15 protein-coding genes are annotated in these 16,712 nt (G+C 72.9%); 4 read left to right on the top strand and 11 right to left on the bottom strand.

From position 1 onward, the window contains the following. Positions 1-115: 115 nt before the first annotated feature. From moeZ to IE251_RS02535, 11 genes are all read right to left on the bottom strand, one after another. Positions 116-1,294, bottom strand: coding sequence for an adenylyltransferase/sulfurtransferase MoeZ (moeZ, locus tag IE251_RS02580; RefSeq protein WP_189751236.1), 1,179 nt, complete (start codon positions 1,292-1,294; stop codon positions 116-118). Between the two features lie 159 nt (positions 1,295-1,453). After that, entirely contained in the window at positions 1,454-2,413 is a 960-nt protein-coding gene (locus IE251_RS02575) for an NAD-dependent epimerase/dehydratase family protein (protein ID WP_189751235.1), read from the bottom strand. Positions 2,414-2,602: 189 nt separating this feature from the next. After that, positions 2,603-3,814 (bottom strand): hypothetical protein, encoded by a 1,212-nt coding sequence (locus IE251_RS02570; protein ID WP_189751234.1) that lies wholly within the window; start codon positions 3,812-3,814, stop codon positions 2,603-2,605. Between the two features lie 584 nt (positions 3,815-4,398). Then, complete coding sequence (locus IE251_RS02565; protein ID WP_189751233.1) at positions 4,399-6,081, bottom strand: DUF3492 domain-containing protein; 1,683 nt, start codon at positions 6,079-6,081, stop codon at positions 4,399-4,401. 233 nt (positions 6,082-6,314) lie between these two features. Beyond that, entirely contained in the window at positions 6,315-7,907 is a 1,593-nt protein-coding gene (locus IE251_RS02560; RefSeq protein ID WP_189751232.1) for a dipeptide ABC transporter ATP-binding protein, read from the bottom strand. Further along, a complete protein-coding gene (locus IE251_RS02555; RefSeq protein WP_189751231.1) occupies positions 7,904-8,902 on the bottom strand; it encodes an ABC transporter permease in 999 nt (332 codons plus the stop codon). Before IE251_RS02555 ends, IE251_RS02560 begins: the two co-directional genes overlap by 4 nt. Then, the gene (locus IE251_RS02550) at positions 8,899-9,939 is read right to left on the bottom strand and encodes an ABC transporter permease (RefSeq protein WP_189751230.1); all 1,041 of its coding nucleotides are present in this window, start codon (positions 9,937-9,939) and stop codon (positions 8,899-8,901) included. The genes IE251_RS02555 and IE251_RS02550 overlap by 4 nt, the downstream gene beginning before the upstream one ends. A gap of 4 nt (positions 9,940-9,943) precedes the next feature. Next, positions 9,944-11,659, bottom strand: coding sequence for an ABC transporter substrate-binding protein (locus IE251_RS02545; protein ID WP_189751229.1), 1,716 nt, complete (start codon positions 11,657-11,659; stop codon positions 9,944-9,946). Positions 11,660-11,913: 254 nt separating this feature from the next. Then, positions 11,914-12,009 carry an Ms4533A family Cys-rich leader peptide gene (locus tag IE251_RS41975; protein ID WP_342450990.1) on the bottom strand — a complete coding sequence of 32 codons (96 nt, stop codon included), beginning with the start codon at positions 12,007-12,009 and terminating at the stop codon, positions 11,914-11,916. 57 nt (positions 12,010-12,066) lie between these two features. Continuing rightward, positions 12,067-13,560 (bottom strand): DUF3152 domain-containing protein, encoded by a 1,494-nt coding sequence (locus IE251_RS02540; RefSeq protein WP_189751228.1) that lies wholly within the window; start codon positions 13,558-13,560, stop codon positions 12,067-12,069. 8 nt (positions 13,561-13,568) lie between these two features. Beyond that, positions 13,569-14,555, bottom strand: a complete 987-nt coding sequence (locus IE251_RS02535; protein WP_189751227.1) for an alpha/beta fold hydrolase — start codon at positions 14,553-14,555, stop codon at positions 13,569-13,571. Positions 14,556-14,751: 196 nt separating this feature from the next. On the opposite strand from IE251_RS02535, the gene IE251_RS02530 reads away from it, so the two are divergent. From IE251_RS02530 to IE251_RS02515, 4 genes are all read left to right on the top strand, one after another. Further along, positions 14,752-14,985, top strand: coding sequence for an Rv3202a family protein (locus IE251_RS02530; RefSeq protein ID WP_189751226.1), 234 nt, complete (start codon positions 14,752-14,754; stop codon positions 14,983-14,985). 156 nt (positions 14,986-15,141) lie between these two features. Next, on the top strand, positions 15,142-15,783 hold the full coding sequence (locus tag IE251_RS02525) for a TetR/AcrR family transcriptional regulator (protein WP_030787897.1): 642 nt from the start codon (positions 15,142-15,144) through the stop codon (positions 15,781-15,783). Between the two features lie 187 nt (positions 15,784-15,970). Continuing rightward, complete coding sequence (locus IE251_RS02520) at positions 15,971-16,198, top strand: DUF3107 domain-containing protein (RefSeq protein WP_030787899.1); 228 nt, start codon at positions 15,971-15,973, stop codon at positions 16,196-16,198. Between the two features lie 216 nt (positions 16,199-16,414). Next, positions 16,415-16,684 (top strand): hypothetical protein, encoded by a 270-nt coding sequence (locus tag IE251_RS02515; RefSeq protein ID WP_189751225.1) that lies wholly within the window; start codon positions 16,415-16,417, stop codon positions 16,682-16,684. The last annotated feature ends 28 nt before the right edge of the window (positions 16,685-16,712 follow it).

Raw genomic sequence — 16,712 nt, 5'->3', positions numbered from 1 at the left:
TGTCTCCGGGGCTTCCGGGGTCGGCCCGCACCGACCGGCAACGGCAGAAGCCCCCGGACCCGAGTAGCTCGGAGCCGGGGGCTTCGTCAGTGTCGCTGTTGAGCGGAAGCAGGGATCAGTAGACCGGCTTGTGGGGTTCGATCTGGTTGACCCAGCCGATGACGCCGCCGCCGACGTGGACCGCGTCGGCGAAGCCCGCGGACTTCAGGACCGCGAGGACTTCCGCACTGCGGACACCCGTCTTGCAGTTCAAGACGATCTTCTTGTCCTGCGGGAGGCGCTCCAGGGCGGTGCCCATGAGGAACTCGTTCTTCGGGATCAGCGTGGCGCCCGGGATGGAGACGATCTCGAACTCGTTCGGCTCGCGGACGTCGATGATCTGGATGTTCTCGCCGTCGTCGATCCACTCCTTGAGCTGCTTGGGAGTGATCGTGGAGTCGATCGCCGCCGCCTGGGCCTCCTCGGAGACGACGCCGCAGAAGGCCTCGTAGTCGATCAGCTCGGTGACGGTCGGGTTCTCGCCGCAGACCGCGCAGTTCGGGTCCTTGCGGACCTTGACCTGGCGGTACTGCATCTCCAGGGCGTCGTAGATCATCAGGCGGCCGACCAGCGGGTCACCGATGCCGGCGAGGAGCTTGATCGCCTCGTTGACCTGGATGGAGCCGATGGACGCGCACAGCACGCCCAGCACGCCGCCCTCGGCGCAGGAGGGGACCATGCCGGGGGGCGGCGGCTCCGGGTACAGGCAGCGGTAGCAGGGACCGTGCTCGGACCAGAAGACGGACGCCTGGCCGTCGAAGCGGTAGATCGAGCCCCACACGTACGGCTTGTTCAGCAGCACACACGCGTCGTTGACCAGGTAACGGGTCGCGAAGTTGTCGGTGCCGTCGATGATCAGGTCGTACTGGCTGAAGATGTCCATCACGTTGTCGGCTTCGAGCCGCTCCTCGTGAAGGACCACGTTCACGTACGGGTTGATGCCCTTGACGGTGTCACGGGCCGACTCGGCCTTGGAGCGGCCGATGTCGGACTGGCTGTGGATGATCTGGCGCTGCAGGTTCGACTCGTCGACCTCGTCGAACTCCACGATGCCGAGGGTGCCCACGCCCGCGGCGGCCAGGTACATCAGCGCCGGCGAGCCCAGGCCGCCGGCGCCCACGCAGAGCACCTTGGCGTTCTTCAGCCGCTTCTGCCCGTCCATGCCCACATCGGGGATGATCAGGTGGCGGGAGTACCTGCGAACCTCGTCTACGGTGAGCTCGGAAGCCGGCTCGACCAGGGGTGGCAGCGACACGGGGACTCCGTTGGTCGGTCAATCACTACAGTTGTTCTCCTCGTAACACTGCCACGCCCTTCTTCATTCCGAGACACCCGTTCCGAGGCGCGAGACGGATTCGTCCCAGCAGCCGGGCACCGTCCCCCGGGGGCCGGTCCGGCCGGGCGCCGGCCGTGCTCAGATGCGGCAGGCCGCTTCCATCCAGATGTCGGCCAGGGACTCCTCGAGGTTGATGCGGGGCCGCCAGCCGAGGCGGTCGCGGGCGGTGCGTACGTCGGCCTGCTGCCAGCTGCCACAGCCGTCCGGGTAGGGGTAGGCCACCGGGGGCGTGTGGTCGGCGTCGGCACGGGGGTGCCCGAGGGCGGAGCGCAGCGGCCCGGGCGGGGCGTCCAGTTCGTGGAGGGCACCGCCGTATCCGGCCACGCGCGCGAGCACGGCGGCGGCGTCCCGGAGGCGGACGGCACGGCCGGAGCCGATGTTGATCACGCCTTGCGCGGCGGAGAGCGAGGCGGCGTGCACGGCCCGGGCGACATCGCGTACGTCGACGAAGTCCCGCTGCACGCCGAGGCCGCCGAGCTTGAGCTCGCCGTCGCCGGACTGCATGGCGCGGCGCATGGCCTCGGCGAGCCGGCCGAGCGGGGAGCCGGCCGGCGTACCGGGCCCGGCCGGCGAGAAGACGCGCAGGACGACCGCGTCCAGGCCGGAGCCGAGGACCAGTTCGGTCGCGGCGAGCTTGCTGACGCCGTAGGGGCCGCCGGGGCGCGGTACGGCGTCCTCGGGCGTGGAGGAGCCGGGCTGGCTGGGGCCGTACTCGGAGCCGCAGCCGATCTGCACCAGGCGGGCGCCGCAGCCGCTGCGGCGCAGCGCCTCGCAGACGGTGGCCACGGCCACGGTGTTGTGCCGGGTGAGTTCGCGGGCGCCGCCGCGGGTCGCGCCGGCGCAGTTGATGACGACTCCGGGGTGGACCGCGTCCAGGAAGCGGGTGAGTGCGCCCGGGCTGCCGGTGGCGAGGTCGAAGCGGACGTCGGCGTCGTCGCCGCGCCCGAGCGCGGTGAGCTGGACGGCCGGGTCGGCGAGCAGGCGGTCGGCGACGAAGCGGCCGATGAAACCGTTGGCTCCGATCAACAGGACCCTCATCGGGCGGCTCCCGGGGTGTGCGCGCCGGTGGTACCGGCCGTGTCGACGGCTCGTGCGGCTGCTCCGGACGCTCCGGCGGTTCCGGTGGCTCCGGACGCTCCGGGTCGGGAGGTGGTCATCTGGTGTTCTCCTTCAGAGGGATGGTGCGACATGCCTGCGGCGAGTGGGTCGGGCCGGCGGGCGGGAGATTTACTCGGGTGCTCCCGTGGGAGCGTGGGCCGAGGCCCGGGTGAGGGTGCGGCCGGCGTGCCACAGCAGGGCCAGCGCCGCGGTGCCGCAGGCGAGGACCGGTACGGCGGCCTCGCCCCCGACGTCTACGAGGGTCTGTACCGGGACCGCCAGGAAGGCGCAGTCGGGCAGTCGGCCGGCCGTCGGCAACGCCAGCGCCAGCGCCTCCGCGAGCACGGCGGCCCCCAGCGCGCGGGCGGGCACGCGCGGGTGGCGGTGCGTGGTGAGCAGGCGGGCGGACAGCAGCAGGGCGCCCAGGGTGAGGGCCTGCGGGTAGGCCGCGGGCTGGTGCAGGGCGGTGCCGCACAGCGTGAGCAGTGCGGCGAGGGCGGCCAGGAAGAGGGCGTACGCGCCGAGCAGCGGGGGTGTCACGGCGGCCGTGAACTGCCTCAGGGTCCGGCTGCCGGTGAGCCCGCGATGGGCGCCGACGGCCAGGAGGTGGGCACACCAGGCCGCGGGGGCGCAGGCCAGCAGAAGGGCCAGGGCGGGCGCGGTGGCCGTGGGCCAGGGGCCTTCCGGGGAGCCGGTGGGCGGGGCGTCGGGGCCGCCCGTCAGGACGGCGTGCAGGAGGCCGTCGCCGAGGAGGGCGTACCCGAGGAGCCAGAGCGTCCAGACGCGCGTGCCGAGGGTTGTGCGCCCCGCGTGAGTGCCGGGAGCGATGCGCCCGGCGCGTGCATCGGGCGGCACGGTACGCGCCCCGCGTGCATCGGGCACCGTACGCCCCTCGCCGACGTCGGCGCCGGTGCCGGTGCCGGGGGCGGTGTGCCACGCGCGCGTGGCGGGCGGGCCGGCGAGCGGGCTGTGGCGCAGCGCCGCGCGGGTGGCGAGGGCGACGGCGAGGAGGCCGCCGAGTGCCGCCAGCAGGCGGGGGGTCCCCTGGGTGAAGCGCAGTCCGGTCGCCGTGCCCGCGCCGAGCGCTCCGGGCAGGAGGGTGAGCAGGAGCCAGCGGGCACGGACGCGGGGTACCGGCAGGGGCTGGGATTCCGGGGAGGGCCGCTCGGTGGCGCGTGGCACGCGCGCGTGCAGTTCCTCGGCGAGCGAGAAGACGTCACGGTGGCGGCAGCGGGCGGCGGTCCGGTCGGTGACGCCCTGCGCCTCCAGGCCCACGGCGATCTCCAACGGGTCCACGGCCCGCTCGCACAGCTCCCGGTGCCGGTGCAGCAGCGCTTTCACCGGGTCTCCGGATCCGTACGGAACGCCCCCGCCCCGCAACTGCCCGCCAAGCCCCGCCGAGGGCGAGGGACCGCTCCCAGGGCCCGTCGCGGCCGGACCGGCCGACGGGCCGAAGGCGGACCCGAACCCCTGCGGACCGGCGGACAGCGGCCCCCCGGACAGCCGCTCCCCCGGTGACCGCCCGCCTCCCGACAGTCGCCCCGTCGGCACCCACTCCCCCGACCGCGCGTCCCACGGGTCCGCGCCACTCGGCATCCCCGGGCGGTCCGAACCGACCGGATCCGCCCAGGCCGGGTCACTCCGGACCAGGTCACTCCCGTCCGAGCCTGCCCAGGCCAGGTCGCTCCGGACCAGGCCACTCCGGACCGGATCCGTCCAGGCCGGGCCTCTCCCCCCGGGGTCTCTCCCCGCCAGAGCACCCTCGCCCGGGTCGTCCGCCGTCGCGGCGGCCGGCGTGCTCGGCTCGCCGGGCCGCTCCTGGGGCTCGGCGGTGGACTCGGAGGTCAGGCCCGAGCCCGAGTCCGCCCCATAGCCGGGCCCCCGGCCCTCCGCTCCATAGCCGGACCCCCGGCCCTCCGGGTCTCTCATCGTGCCTCCTCCGCCGACGGCTGGGTGCTGTCCGCAGCCCACGCGGGGACACCGCGGAGCTGGGCGTGGTCCTCAGGACCGGTCCAGTGGCCGGGGACGAGGGACTCGGCGGGGGCCGCGAAGGGGCGGGGCTCGTCCGGCGCGGCCCGGCGGACCGGGCAGCGTGAGGCGATCTCCAGGTAGATGCCGTGAAAAGCCATGGTGTTGCGCTCCACCGTGAACAGTTCCAGCGCCCGGGCGCGCGCGGCGGCGCCGAGGCGCGCACGGCGCTCCGGGTCGCGCAGCAACGCCACGCACGCCTCCGCGAGCGCCCTGGGGTCGTGCGGTGGTACGACCAGTCCCGTGCCGCCGATGACCTCCGCGACCGCTCCCACGTCCGTCGACACCGTGGCCCGGCCACAGAGCATGGCCTCGACGAGGCCGGCCGGAAAGCCCTCCGCGCCGCCGGAGTGGACGGCTACCGCGCAGGCGGCGTACGCGTCGGCCGGCCCCGTCTCCTTCGCCGGGCCGGTCTCCTCGAAGGAGACGGGATGGTCACCCTCCGCCGCGTCCGGGAAGAGCCGCGCGGCCAGCGTCCGGCAGTGGCCGAGGCAGGCGGCGCCCTCGGGACCGGTCGGCGTGCCCAGCACGCGCAGGCGTGCCTTGGGCTCCTCCCGGCGGACCTCGGCGAAGGCGTACAGCAGGGTCTCCAGGTCCTTGGCGGGGTCGACCGGCCCGGCCCAGACCAGCGTGCCCGGGTCGGTCCGGAGCGCCGGCTCGGCCGCCTCCGCGAACCGTTCGGCCGCCGTGCCGGGGTACACCGTGCGGATCCGGGCGCGGTCGGCGCCGCACCGTTCCTGCCAGCGGCGCGCGTGCGCGTCGCCCGCGGTGAGGAGCTCGGCCGCGCGGTAGACCTCGGCCGTGAGCCGGCCCTGGAAGGCGGCGAGGACGGCGCGTACGGCGGGGGCGGCGGTGTGCGGGCCGGACGTCAGGTAGTGCGTGCGCAGGTGCACGGCGTACTCGGTGACGAGCAGCGGCACACCGCAGAAGTGCCGGGCGAGCAGCCCGCAGAGGGCGGGCGGACCGCCCGTGGTGGCGTGGCAGAGGTCGGCCGCGCCGAGGGTGTCGTCGTCGTACCAGTCGAGCGAGAGGGGGCGCAGGGCGCGTTCGAGGTGTGCGGCGATGGTGAGCAGGTCGGACACCCGCGCCTCGTGCGCCGCGCACAGCGCGCGGGGAGCGTGGCAGGCTCGTTCCAGGGCGCGTACGGCGATGTCCGAGCGCAGGGCGCCGGCCAGTCCGCCCTTGTCGCGGGCGAGTTCGGCGAGTCCGTACAGGGCGCTGCCGAAACGGTCCGCCAGGCCCCCGGGCGTGCCCGGTGCCTCCGCCCCGGGCACGCTCCCGACAGCTCCGGCGCGCGCACACACCGCCCCGGCCAGTTCCTCGTAGCACTCGGCGAAGCGTCGGCGTGCCCGTCGGCCGTACGCGGGTCCCTCGGCCGTCCACAGCGGCGCCGTACGCACCCGGCGGACCTGCGGCGGCAGCGGGACACGGTGGCTGCCGGCCTCCTGGCGCGGGCCGTGGCCGAGCGCGTAGACGTCGAACTCGTGCTGCTCCAGTCCGCGCACCAGCCGTTCGCACCAGAGTCCGGCGTCACCGCTCACATACGGATGGCCACCTTCGGTGAGCAGTCCCATGCGCATGTGTGCACCCCCGGTCTCCCGTCTGGGGAGCCGCCTTCGGGCCGGCGGCTCGCAGCGGGATGAACGTAAGGGGACGAGGCGGTGGTGCGACGGACGGTTGTCCGTCGCACCACCAAAAGGGGTGAACGCTCGTAACTTTCGCGTGCGGGTCGCGTTCGACCGCGCTAATGCGTCACAGGGTGACCGCGCGAGCGCGAAACGTTACGGCAATCGAGCGGGCGCGGTGCCGGGTGCTAGGCCACCGCCGGTTCGCGCCGGGCGGCGCGCCGCCGGGCCGCCAGCTCCGGGTCGAGCGCGGGTACGGCGGCCAGGAGCTGCCGGGTGTACGGCTCGCGCGGGCTGTCGTAGACCTCGTCGGCGGGCCCGTACTCGACGAGCCGGCCGCGCCGCATCACGGCGACCCGGTCGCTGACCTGGCGGACCACGGCGAGGTCGTGCGCGATGAAGACCAGCGCCAGGCCGAGTTCCCGCTGGAGTTCGCCGAGCAGGGCGACCACTTGGGCCTGGGTGGTGACGTCGAGCGCGGAGACCGGCTCGTCGCAGACGAGGACGCGCGGTTCGGCGGCGAGCGCGCGTGCGATGCCGACGCGCTGGCGCTGGCCGCCGCTGAACTCGTGCGGGTAGCGGTCGTAGTGCGCCCGGTCGAGGCCCACGCGCTCCAGCAGGTCCGACACGCGCCCCCGGACGCGCTCCTCGTCGCGCTCGCCCCGCGCGCGGAGCGGGTCGGCGATGGACTCGCCGACGCTGCGGCGGGGGTTGAGGGAGGAGACGGGGTCCTGGAAGACCATCTGGACGGCCGGGTTCACCCCGGTGTGCGGACGCCCCTCGTAGCGGATCTCGCCGGCGGACGGCTCCAGCAGCCCGACCAGCATGCGGCCGAGCGTGGTCTTGCCGCTGCCGCTCTCGCCGACCACGCCGAGGGTCTCCCCGCGCCGGACGGTCACCGAGACGTCGTCCACCGCCGCGAACGCCCGCCTGCCGCGACCGAATTCGCGCCGCACCCCGGTGGCCTCCAGCACGACCTCCCCGGTGGCCGGGGAAGCGGTCCGGCGGGCGTCCACGCGCGGGACGGCGTCGAGCAGCTCACGGGTGTACGGCTCGGCGGGCGCGGCGAGGACGGCGCCGACCGGGCCGCGCTCGACGGCTCTGCCGTGCCGCATGACGAGGATGTCGTCCGCGCTCTCGGCGGCCACGCCCACGTCGTGGGTGACGAGCAGCAGGCCCATGCCGGTCTCCGTGCGCAGGGCGTGCACCAGGTCGAGGATCTGGGCCTGCACGGTGACATCGAGGGCGGTGGTCGGCTCGTCGGCGATCAGCAGGTCCGGCTCGCCGGCCAGGGCCATGGCGATGAGGGCACGCTGGCGCATGCCGCCGCTGAACTCGTGCGGCCGGGACCGGGCCCGCCGGGGGGCGTCGGGGATGCCGACGCGGTCCAGTACCTCGACGGCACGCGCGCGTGCGGCGCGCCGCGTCACGCGCGCGTGCACGCGGTAGACCTCGGCGATCTGGTCGCCGATCGCGTAGTACGGGTCGAGCGAGGACAGCGGGTCCTGGAAGACCATGGCCGCCTTGGCGCCGCGCAGCCGGCGCAGTTCCTCGTCGGAGGCCGCCTGGACGTCGGTGCCGGCCACCCGGACCGAGCCGCCGACCCGGGCGCCGGTGCCCCGGTGCAGGCCCAGCAGGGCGCCCGCGACCGTGGACTTGCCGGAGCCGGACTCGCCGACCAGGGCGAGGGCGGCGCCCTCCGCCAGGCTGAAGGAGAGTCCGTCGACGGCGCGCAGGGCCCCGAACTCGACGGTCAGGTCCGTCACTTCCACCAGGCTCATGCGAGCACCACCCGTCGGTCGGCCACCGCGTACAAGACGTCCGCGACGGCGTTGGCGAGGACCACGAAGAAGCCGGTCACCAGGACCATGCCGACGACCACCGGCAGGTCGACGACCTTGACCGCGCGCACCAGTTCCTGGCCGATGCCGGGCAGGCCGAACAGGGTCTCGGTGAGGACGGCGCCGCCGACGGCCGAGCCGACGGTGACCGCGTTGAGCGCGATGACGGAGGCCGTCGCGCCGCGCAGCGCGTGCCGGACGATCACCGCGCGTTCGCCGACGCCGTAGGCGCGGAAGGTGCGGATGTGGTCCTCGGCCAGCGTCTCCAGCATCGAGGCCCGGGTCAGCCGGGCGAAGCCGGCCGCTTCGATGAGGGCGAGGGACAGCCAGGGCAGCAGCAGGTTCCACGCCCACTGTTCGGGATCGTCGGTGAAGTTCACGTACTGCGGGAAGGGCAGCAGCTGGAGTTCGCCGCAGACGACGATCATCAGGACCAGCCCGATGACGAAGACGGGGGTGGCGACGCCCGCGAGGGTGACCGCGGTCAGCACGCGCTCGGAGAGCCGGCCGCGCCGCCAGGCGGACAGCACGCCGGTGCCGACGCCGAGCAGCAGCCAGATCACCATCGCGCCGGACACCAGCGAGAAGCTCACCGGCAGCTTGGCCCAGATGATGTCGGTGACCTCCCGGCCGGTCTGGTACGACTGGCCCAGGCAGGGCGCCGCGCAGTGCTCCACGGAGGTGCCCGTGGAGTAGTCCTGGCCGACGAAGACGCCTTGGAGGAAGTGCCAGTAGCGCACGTACAGCGGGTCGTCGAGGTGGAGTTGCTGGGCCACCTGGTGGACCTGGGCCGGGGAGCAGCGCGGGCCGCAGGTGATCTGGGCGACGTTGCCGGGGGTGGCGTAGAAGACGACGTAGATGATCACCGAGAGCACGAGCAGGGTGACCACGGCACCGGCGAGCCGGCGCAGGACGAAACCGGGGAAGCCGTTCACGCCCCCTCCTCCTTCTTCGGCTCGGTGGCCGGTACGGCCGCCTGGGCGCGGGCCTCCCGTTTGCGGCCGGTGCCGACGCGCAGCCGGGAGGCGGCGCGCGGGTCGAGGGCGACGCGGACGCCGTCGCCGAGGACGGTCATCGCGAACACGGTGACGAACAGGGCGAGGGCGGGCAGCAGCAGGTACTGCGGGGCCGCCTGGTACCAGACGTCGGCGCTGGTGAGCATCTGGCCCCAGGAGGGGGTGGGCGGCTTCACGCCGACGCCGAGGAAGGACAGGGCCGCCTCGGCGCTGATGTTCGACGGGACCAGCAGCGCGGCGTAGGTGATGACCGGCGCGGCGAGGCCCGGCAGGAGTTCGCGTACGGCGGTCCGCCAGGTGCTCCAGCCGCTGAGCCGGGAGGCGGAGACGTAGTCGAGGTTCTTCAGGGCGAGCGTCTGCGCGCGCACCATCTTCGCCGTCGTGGACCATCCGGCGACCAGGGCGAGGATGAGCGCGACCAGGACCGGCCGGGGGAAGCCGTCGGGTACGACGGCCAGCAGGGCCAGCGCCATGATCATCAGCGGGAGCGACAGGAAGATGTCGGTGATCCGGCTCAGGACCAGGTCGATCCAGCGGTTGCCCAGCCCGGCGGCCACGCCCATGGCGACGCCGACGAAGACCTGGACCAGCGTGGCACCCAGCGACACGCCCAGGGAGACCCGCGCGCCGTAGACCAGCCGGGCGAACATGTCGCGTCCGGTCTGCGGCTCGACGCCCAGCCAGTGGTCGGCGCTCGCGCCGCCGAAGGAGCCGATGGGCACGCCTCCGCGGGCGGAGTCGATCAGGTCGGGGTGGTAGGTGGTGGGGTCCTGCCCCTCCAGGGCGGTGAGCAGCGGCGCGGCGAGCGCGACCAGGACGAGCAGCGCGACCACGACGGCGGCGCCGAGGGCGGCGCGCTGCTCCCGCAGCCGCCGCCAGAACTGACGGGCCCCCGGGGCCGCCGGGACGGTGGTGTCCGTCCCGGCGGCCCCGACGGCGGCAAGTGCCTCGCTCACGGTGCTACTTCACCGCGACCTGGGAGACGTCCAGGACACCGGTCCAGTCGCTGATGACGATGTTCTTGACGTCCGAGCCGTACAGACGCTTGTAGACCGGGTGGAACAGCGGCACGACGAGGGCCTTCTCGCCGATCTTCTTGTCGAGTGCGCCCCAGCGCCGGGCGGCGGCGTCAAGGTCGGTCAACTTGTTGATCGCGTCAATCTCGTCATTGACCGACTTGTCGTCCAGCAGGCCCGTGTTGAAGTTCGCTCCGTCCTTGACGATCTGCCGGCCGTCGAAGATGGGTGCGAGGAAGGGGCCACCGGACGGCCAGTCCGCGCCCCAGTGGGCGAGGAAGAGGCCCGGCTCGGACTTCACGCTGTGGATCTTGTCCTTGTAGTCGTTCTCCTCCAGACCCTGGAGCTTGACCGTGATGCCGGCCTTCTTGAGCGCGTCCTGGACGGCGGTGGCGATCTCCGGGCTGGTCTCGAAGTCCTTGCTGTTGGAGTGGGTCAGCGTGAGGGTGAGGCCGTCCTTGTGACCGGCCTGCGCGAGCAGCTCCTTGGCCTTCGCCGGGTTGCCGGAGGCGCCGGCCGGGAACGGGTCGTACGGCGTGTAGCCGAAGGACTTCTGGTTCGGCAGGAAGGTGGTGGCGGGCTCGGCGAGGGCGCTGCCGCCGGCCGCGTTGACCACGGAGGAGCGGTCGACAGCGTACGCGATCGCCTGGCGCACCTTCGGGTCGTCGAACGGCTTCACCTTCGGGTTGAACGCGAGGTAGTTGGTGTAGCCGAAGTGGCCAGTGCCCACGCGGGCGGCCAGTTCCTTGTCGCCGCTCACCTTGGCGAGTTCGGCGGGGCCGAGGTTGGTGTCCGTGGTGACGGCGGCGGCGTCCGCTCCCTGGGACGCGGACAGCCGCTGGTTGATCACCGAGGAGTCGAGGCCGGAGCGCACGTCGATGGTGTCCGGGTACGCCTTGCGCTCGGCGTCGGTCGCCGCCGACCAGTTCGGGTTGCGCTCCAGGACGAGGTGCTCGCCGTCGTTCTCGTTCTTGACGACCTTGTACGGGCCGGAGGAGACCGGATGCGACTCGTACTTGGTGCCGGTGTCCTTGCTCTTGGGCACCGGGGCGAACTGCGTCTGCGTGGCGAGGTACGGGAACTCGCCCTCGGGCTTGTTCAGATGGAAGACGATGGTCCGCTCGTCCGGCGTCTCGATCGCGGAGAGGCCCTTCTTGTCCTTGTACGGCCCCTGGTAGTCGGCGGCGCCGGCCAGCCAGTCCCGCAGATAGGGGGCGCCGCCGGAGAGTTCGGGGGCGAAGGAGCGCTCGATGCCGTACTTGATGTCGGCCGAGGTGATCGGCGTGCCGTCCTCGTACTTGAGGCCCTCCTTCAAGGTGTACGTCCACACCGTCGCGTCCTTGTTGGGGCGTCCGGTGTCGGTGGCGAGGTCCGGGACGACCTTCGCGCCGGCCTCGCCGTTCTCGCGGTTGCGCGTGGTGAGGGTGCGGAAGACCAGCGAAGGGACGTTTCCGCCGCCGGAGGTGTAGAGGCGCGCGGGGTCGAAGTCTTCCTGCGGCTGGGAGTTCAGGATCGTGAGCGTGCCGCCCTTGTGGGGCGCGGAGTCGCCACCGGAGCTCTTGGCATCGTCCTCGGGGCCGCAGGCGGCGACGCCCGCTGCCACTACCAGGCTGACGGATGCCGCTGCCACGCGGCGCGCTCTGACGGACGGTTGACGCATCGGAATGACGACCTCTCGGGATGACGAGTCGGAACCGGGTCGAGTTGATCCAGAGGTGATCGAGAGTCGATCAAGGGTTGATCAATGCTTTCTCGACGGTGGAGCGAGGATTCTCTCGACGGGTGAGACATGTGGACGAGGAGTGAGACGACTGCGGACAGACGTCGGCCCCGGCGTCGGGTCGTCGAAAAATCCGTGACACGGTCACGGAGAGAAGGGTGAACAGTCGCGACGCGAACGCCAGGGAGGCGGCGTCAGCGACAGTGGATGTCGGCCACGCAGAGTGCGGTCACGCCGATGAGCGCCAGCTCGATGGCGGCGCTCGCGGAGACGGCATGACGGGACCACATGCGCAGCAATATGGATGACCATACGGGCTTATGTCAATGTGACATAAGCGCCGCAAGTCAACTCCCCGGATACGGCCAGGCGTTGGCCCGGCAGTGGATCCCGTCGTGGTCCAGGAACTTGGTCTGCTGCTGCATCACCGGCGCCAGTTCGCCGTCCTTCTGGCAGGTGACGTGTCCGTGGCCGAGCCGGTGACCGACCTCATGGTTGATCAACATTTGCCGGTACTCATGGATCCGGTCACCGTACGTCGTGCTTCCTTGAGCCCACCGGTACGCATTGATCATGACGCGTTCGGTCGCGGCCGAGTCGCAGGAAACGTTGTCCTCGGTCGTGTCCAGCCCCGACTTGGCACACCACTTGGCGGTGGTGCCGGGGCTGGCCAGCGTGATCACGAAGTCGGGCGTGCCGGAGGAGACGCGCTCGAAGGTGCGGGCACCGCCGTGGGCCCAGCTGCGCGGGTCGTTGAGCGTCTTCTGCACGGCCTCGGCGAACAGCGCCCCGTCCAGCCCCAGCCCCTGCTCGACATCGACGCGGTAGCGGTACTTCTGCCCGGTGCCGGGCGCTTTGTCGAACCCGGGCACGACATCGAACTTTCCCGGTCCGCTCAGCGTGGCGCCGAGCGGATACGTACGGCTCATCTTCTGGTCGTACGTCAGGGGCGCCGCGCTCGGCACCGCGGAGGGTGCCGAGTCGCCGGAGGTCCGGGTGTCGTGGGCGTGGTCGGTGGCGGACCGCGACCGTACGTCGCCGTCGTCCCGCGCCTTGGTCACCTGGCCGGCGACCAGCACCGCGAGCACGGTGGTGACGGCGGCCGCCGCGATGCCCGTGAAGGTCCGCCCCTTGCCGCCGCCGCGCGGTGCGGGCACACCGGTGCCGGACGCCTGCGGCGCCTCGGCCGGCTGTCCGCTCGTACGGGGCACGGGGACGGTGCCACTACCCGAGCCGCTGCCGGTACCGGTGCCGGCCGGGGAGCCGCCCGTGTTCCTGGTCCCGGCACCGCGCGGACCGGCGCCCCGGCCGTCGCCGGCGCCGTCGAAGGCTTCGAGGTACTCCTGGCGGGGACCCGGCCCGGAGCCGCGCCGCGCCGCGGGCGGCTCCCCCTGCCGCTGCCGGGGCAGCACCACACCGGGCCCGCCGGCCCCGGCCGGACGGCCGCCCAACTCGCCCCAGCCGCCCCCGGCTTCCCGCTGCTCGGGGTGACCGCCCCGCGCGGAACCACCCTCGGGAAAACGCGGCACACCGCGCGCGGGGGTGCCGTCGGCCATGCCCGGCGCGGTGTGCGCGGAAGCACCACCGCCGGCCCCGCCCACGCCGTGCGCGGGGGCACCGGCGGAGAACTCGGGCGCGCCCTCCGCGCGCCTCCGCGTGCCCGTGGCCGGAGTGGCGTCGGGCTGCCCCGGAGCCTCCGGCCCGGGCATGCCGTCGGCAGGTGCCCCGGGGACGGTGTGCTGCCCGCCGTCGGCACGGTTGCCGTGTCCGCCGGTGCGCTGTGGTGTTATGTCCGTCGTCTCGGTCCTGGGGGCCGGTCCGCGGCGGCTGTGGCGTCCCACCCTGGCCCTCAGCTCCTCGCGTCCGGGGCGGTGCCGTCGGCGCCGGCCGGCTGTGCGAGCAGCTCACGGAACGCGCCGGCGACCACGTCGGGGTACTCCATCATCGCCACGTGCCCGGCGTCCGGCAGGGTCACCAGCCGGGAGTGGCGGAAGACGCGGGCGGCCTTGGCGGCCATGCGGAAGCCGACGAGCTGGTCCCGGCCGCCGTAGACCAGCAGGGTGGGGGCCAGTACCCGTTCGGCCTGGCGCCACAGCCCGTGCTGTCCGCCGAGCGTGTAGGCGTTGATGATGCCGCGCGCCGAGCGGGCCATCGCGTCCCAGAAGTACGGCAGTCGCAGCCGCCGCTCCAACTCCTCCACGGCGTGCTGGAACGCCTCCGGCGTCACCCGGCCGGGGTCGCCGTAGCACAGCCCCATGACCCCGCGCACCCGCTGCTCGGCGGTCCACTCCTTGGTGAGCCGGGTGAACAGGGCGGCGATCCCGGGCACGCCGAGCAGTCCGGTCGGCACCGCCGTGCGCTGGATGCGCAGCTCCGGCAGGGCGGGCGAGACGAGCGTGAGCGTGCGGACGAGGTCGGGGCGCACGGCGGCCACGCGCGTGGCGACCGCGCCGCCGAGCGAGTTGCCGAAGAGGTGCACCGGGCCGCGGCCGGCCGAGTCGAGATAGCGGATGACCGCGCGCGCGTGTCCGGTGACGGAGTAGTCGCCGTCGTCCGGGGGCGGGGAGTCGCCGAAGCCCGGCAGGTCGACCGCCTCGCTGTCCACGGCGTCGGCCAGCTCGTCCATCAGCGACGACCAGTTCTGCGAGGAGCCGCCGAGCCCGTGGACGTACAGCGCGGGCGGCAGGCCCTCGCGCGCGGGCCGGCGGGAACGGATCGCCAGCGTGACGCCGGGCAGGCCCACGGACCGCAGTCGCTCGCCCTCACCGACCCGGACGGGCGCCACTCGGGGAAGAACACTGGCGGCCGGCACGGACGGCGACTCGGTCGAAGGCATGCGGCAATGTTACGAGGTGATCACGTCCGGATTCATGTGTTCGCCATCACAGAGTGAACCGTATCCGGACGGAAAACCGACAGCGGACGGGCCTGACGGCATGGCGTCCGGATCAGCAGTCTCCTAGGCTCGTACAGAGGGCACCCGCGTGTGGCCCCTGCTGTTTCCAGGGACGTTCGTAGGAAGGGAGCCCACCATGGCCTATGACCCCACAGAGCCCGACGCGATCGAGGACATCGACGAGCTGGAGGCCGGAACGGCCGCGGAGTTCGGCGTCGAGGCGCCCGAAGGGGACGCCGCCGAGCAGCACACGGACATCGCGCCGGACCGCGACGACCCGCTGACGGATCTGGACCCGGACCGTGGGAACGAGGCCGATCTCATGGAGCAGGCACGCGTCGTCGCGCTCGACGAGGACGACTACCGCTGACCTCGCGGGACCCCGGCCGACCGCCTCGGAGCGCCGCACGGCTTTCGCCGTCGTCCGGTACGTGAAATTCTGCGCTCGCACCGCGCACACCACGGTTACCGAAAAGTACGATGGCCGCGCGGCCGAGACCGCATGTGGACGACTTTGGGAGGCGGCGTGACAGCCATCGAGCAAACTGAGGCGGCACGCCCGCGCGGCACCCGGCTGCCGCGCCGAGCCCGGCGGAACCAGCTGCTGGGCGCCGCCCAGGAGGTTTTCGTCGCGCAGGGCTACCACGCGGCGGCGATGGACGACATCGCCGAGCGGGCCGGGGTGAGCAAGCCGGTGCTCTACCAGCACTTCCCCGGCAAGCTCGACCTGTACCTCGCGCTGCTGGACCAGCACTGCGAGTCGCTGATCCAGGCCGTGCGCGGCGCGCTGGCGTCGACCACCGACAACAAGCAGCGCGTCCGGGCGACCATGGACGCCTACTTCGCCTATGTGGAGGACGACGGCGGGGCCTTCCGGCTGGTCTTCGAGTCCGACCTGACCAACGAGCCCGCGGTGCGCGAACGCGTGGACAAGGTCACCAACGAGTGCGCCGAGGCGATCTGCGACGTGATCGCCGAGGACACCGGTCTGTCGCGCGCGGAGTCGATGCTGCTGGCCTCCGGGCTCGGCGGGCTCGCCCAGGTGGTCGCCCGCTCGTGGCTGCACAGCGACCGCAGCGTCCCGCGCGACCAGGCGGTGCAGCTGCTGGCCTCGCTGGCCTGGCGGGGCATCGCCGGCTTCCCGCTGCACGGCACCGAGCACCACTGAGGGCGCCCCGTCCGGGGCGATTCCGGGGCCCTTCCGGGTTCTTCCAGGTCCGGTCCCGGTTTGTTCCCGCCCGGTGTTCGCTCCTGGCGTTCCGTCCCGCGGCGTGCGGATCCCCTCACCGGGCTAATGTGTGCTGGGTACGGCGCGGTTGATCGCGCACATCACTGACCGTCGGAGGGACATAGCCGTGGAGGTCAAGATCGGCGTGCAGCACGCGCCCCGCGAGATCGTTCTGGAGAGCGGTCAGAGCGTCGAGGAAGTCGAGGCCATCGTGGCCGAGGCGCTGGCCGGCAAGACGGGGCTGCTCAGCCTCCAGGACGAGAAGGGCCGCAAGGTCCTGGTGCCGACGGACCGGCTGGCGTACGTGGAGATCGGCGAGCCGACCGTGCGCAAGGTGGGTTTCGGCGCACTCTGAACGGAAAGCTTCGCGCTCCGCGCCGAAGTTGTCGAAAGGGCCCGGCGGCCGTGTGCCGCCGGGCCCTTTCGCATGGTCGGTACACACACATGCGCGCATGGATCCGTACACACATACGGAGCACAACTTCTCCACAGCCGAGGATTGCAATCCGCAGGTCACGGGTATGACGGGCTACGACCGTCGAGCCGGACCGGCCGTGGGAGGGACCCCGACATGATCTTCGAAGCACTCGGCTCCGCCGTGCTCGGTCTGATCCTCGCGTGGGTGGGGGCGCACCGGCTCGCCCACCGGCTGCCGGCCCGCCCGCTGGTGTACTCGACAGGCGTGGCCGGAGCCCTGTTCGGAGACTTCGTCACCCGTACCGCCCTGGGGCCCGGCACCGCTCTGCTCAGCCTGCTGGGCGCCGCGGTCATCTCGGTGGCGTCGCTGTCCCTGCTGCTGCGCCCGGCGGGCCGCCTGCGCCGGCGATCAGCGCCGGCCTGAGGCTCCCGGCACCCGGCGCCCGGGTCAC

This window comes from Streptomyces eurythermus, from assembly GCF_014649115.1.
Lineage (GTDB): Bacteria > Actinomycetota > Actinomycetes > Streptomycetales > Streptomycetaceae > Streptomyces > Streptomyces eurythermus.
The sequence above is the reverse complement of the archived record's forward strand: the minus strand, read 5'-3'. Positions and strand labels throughout refer to the sequence as shown.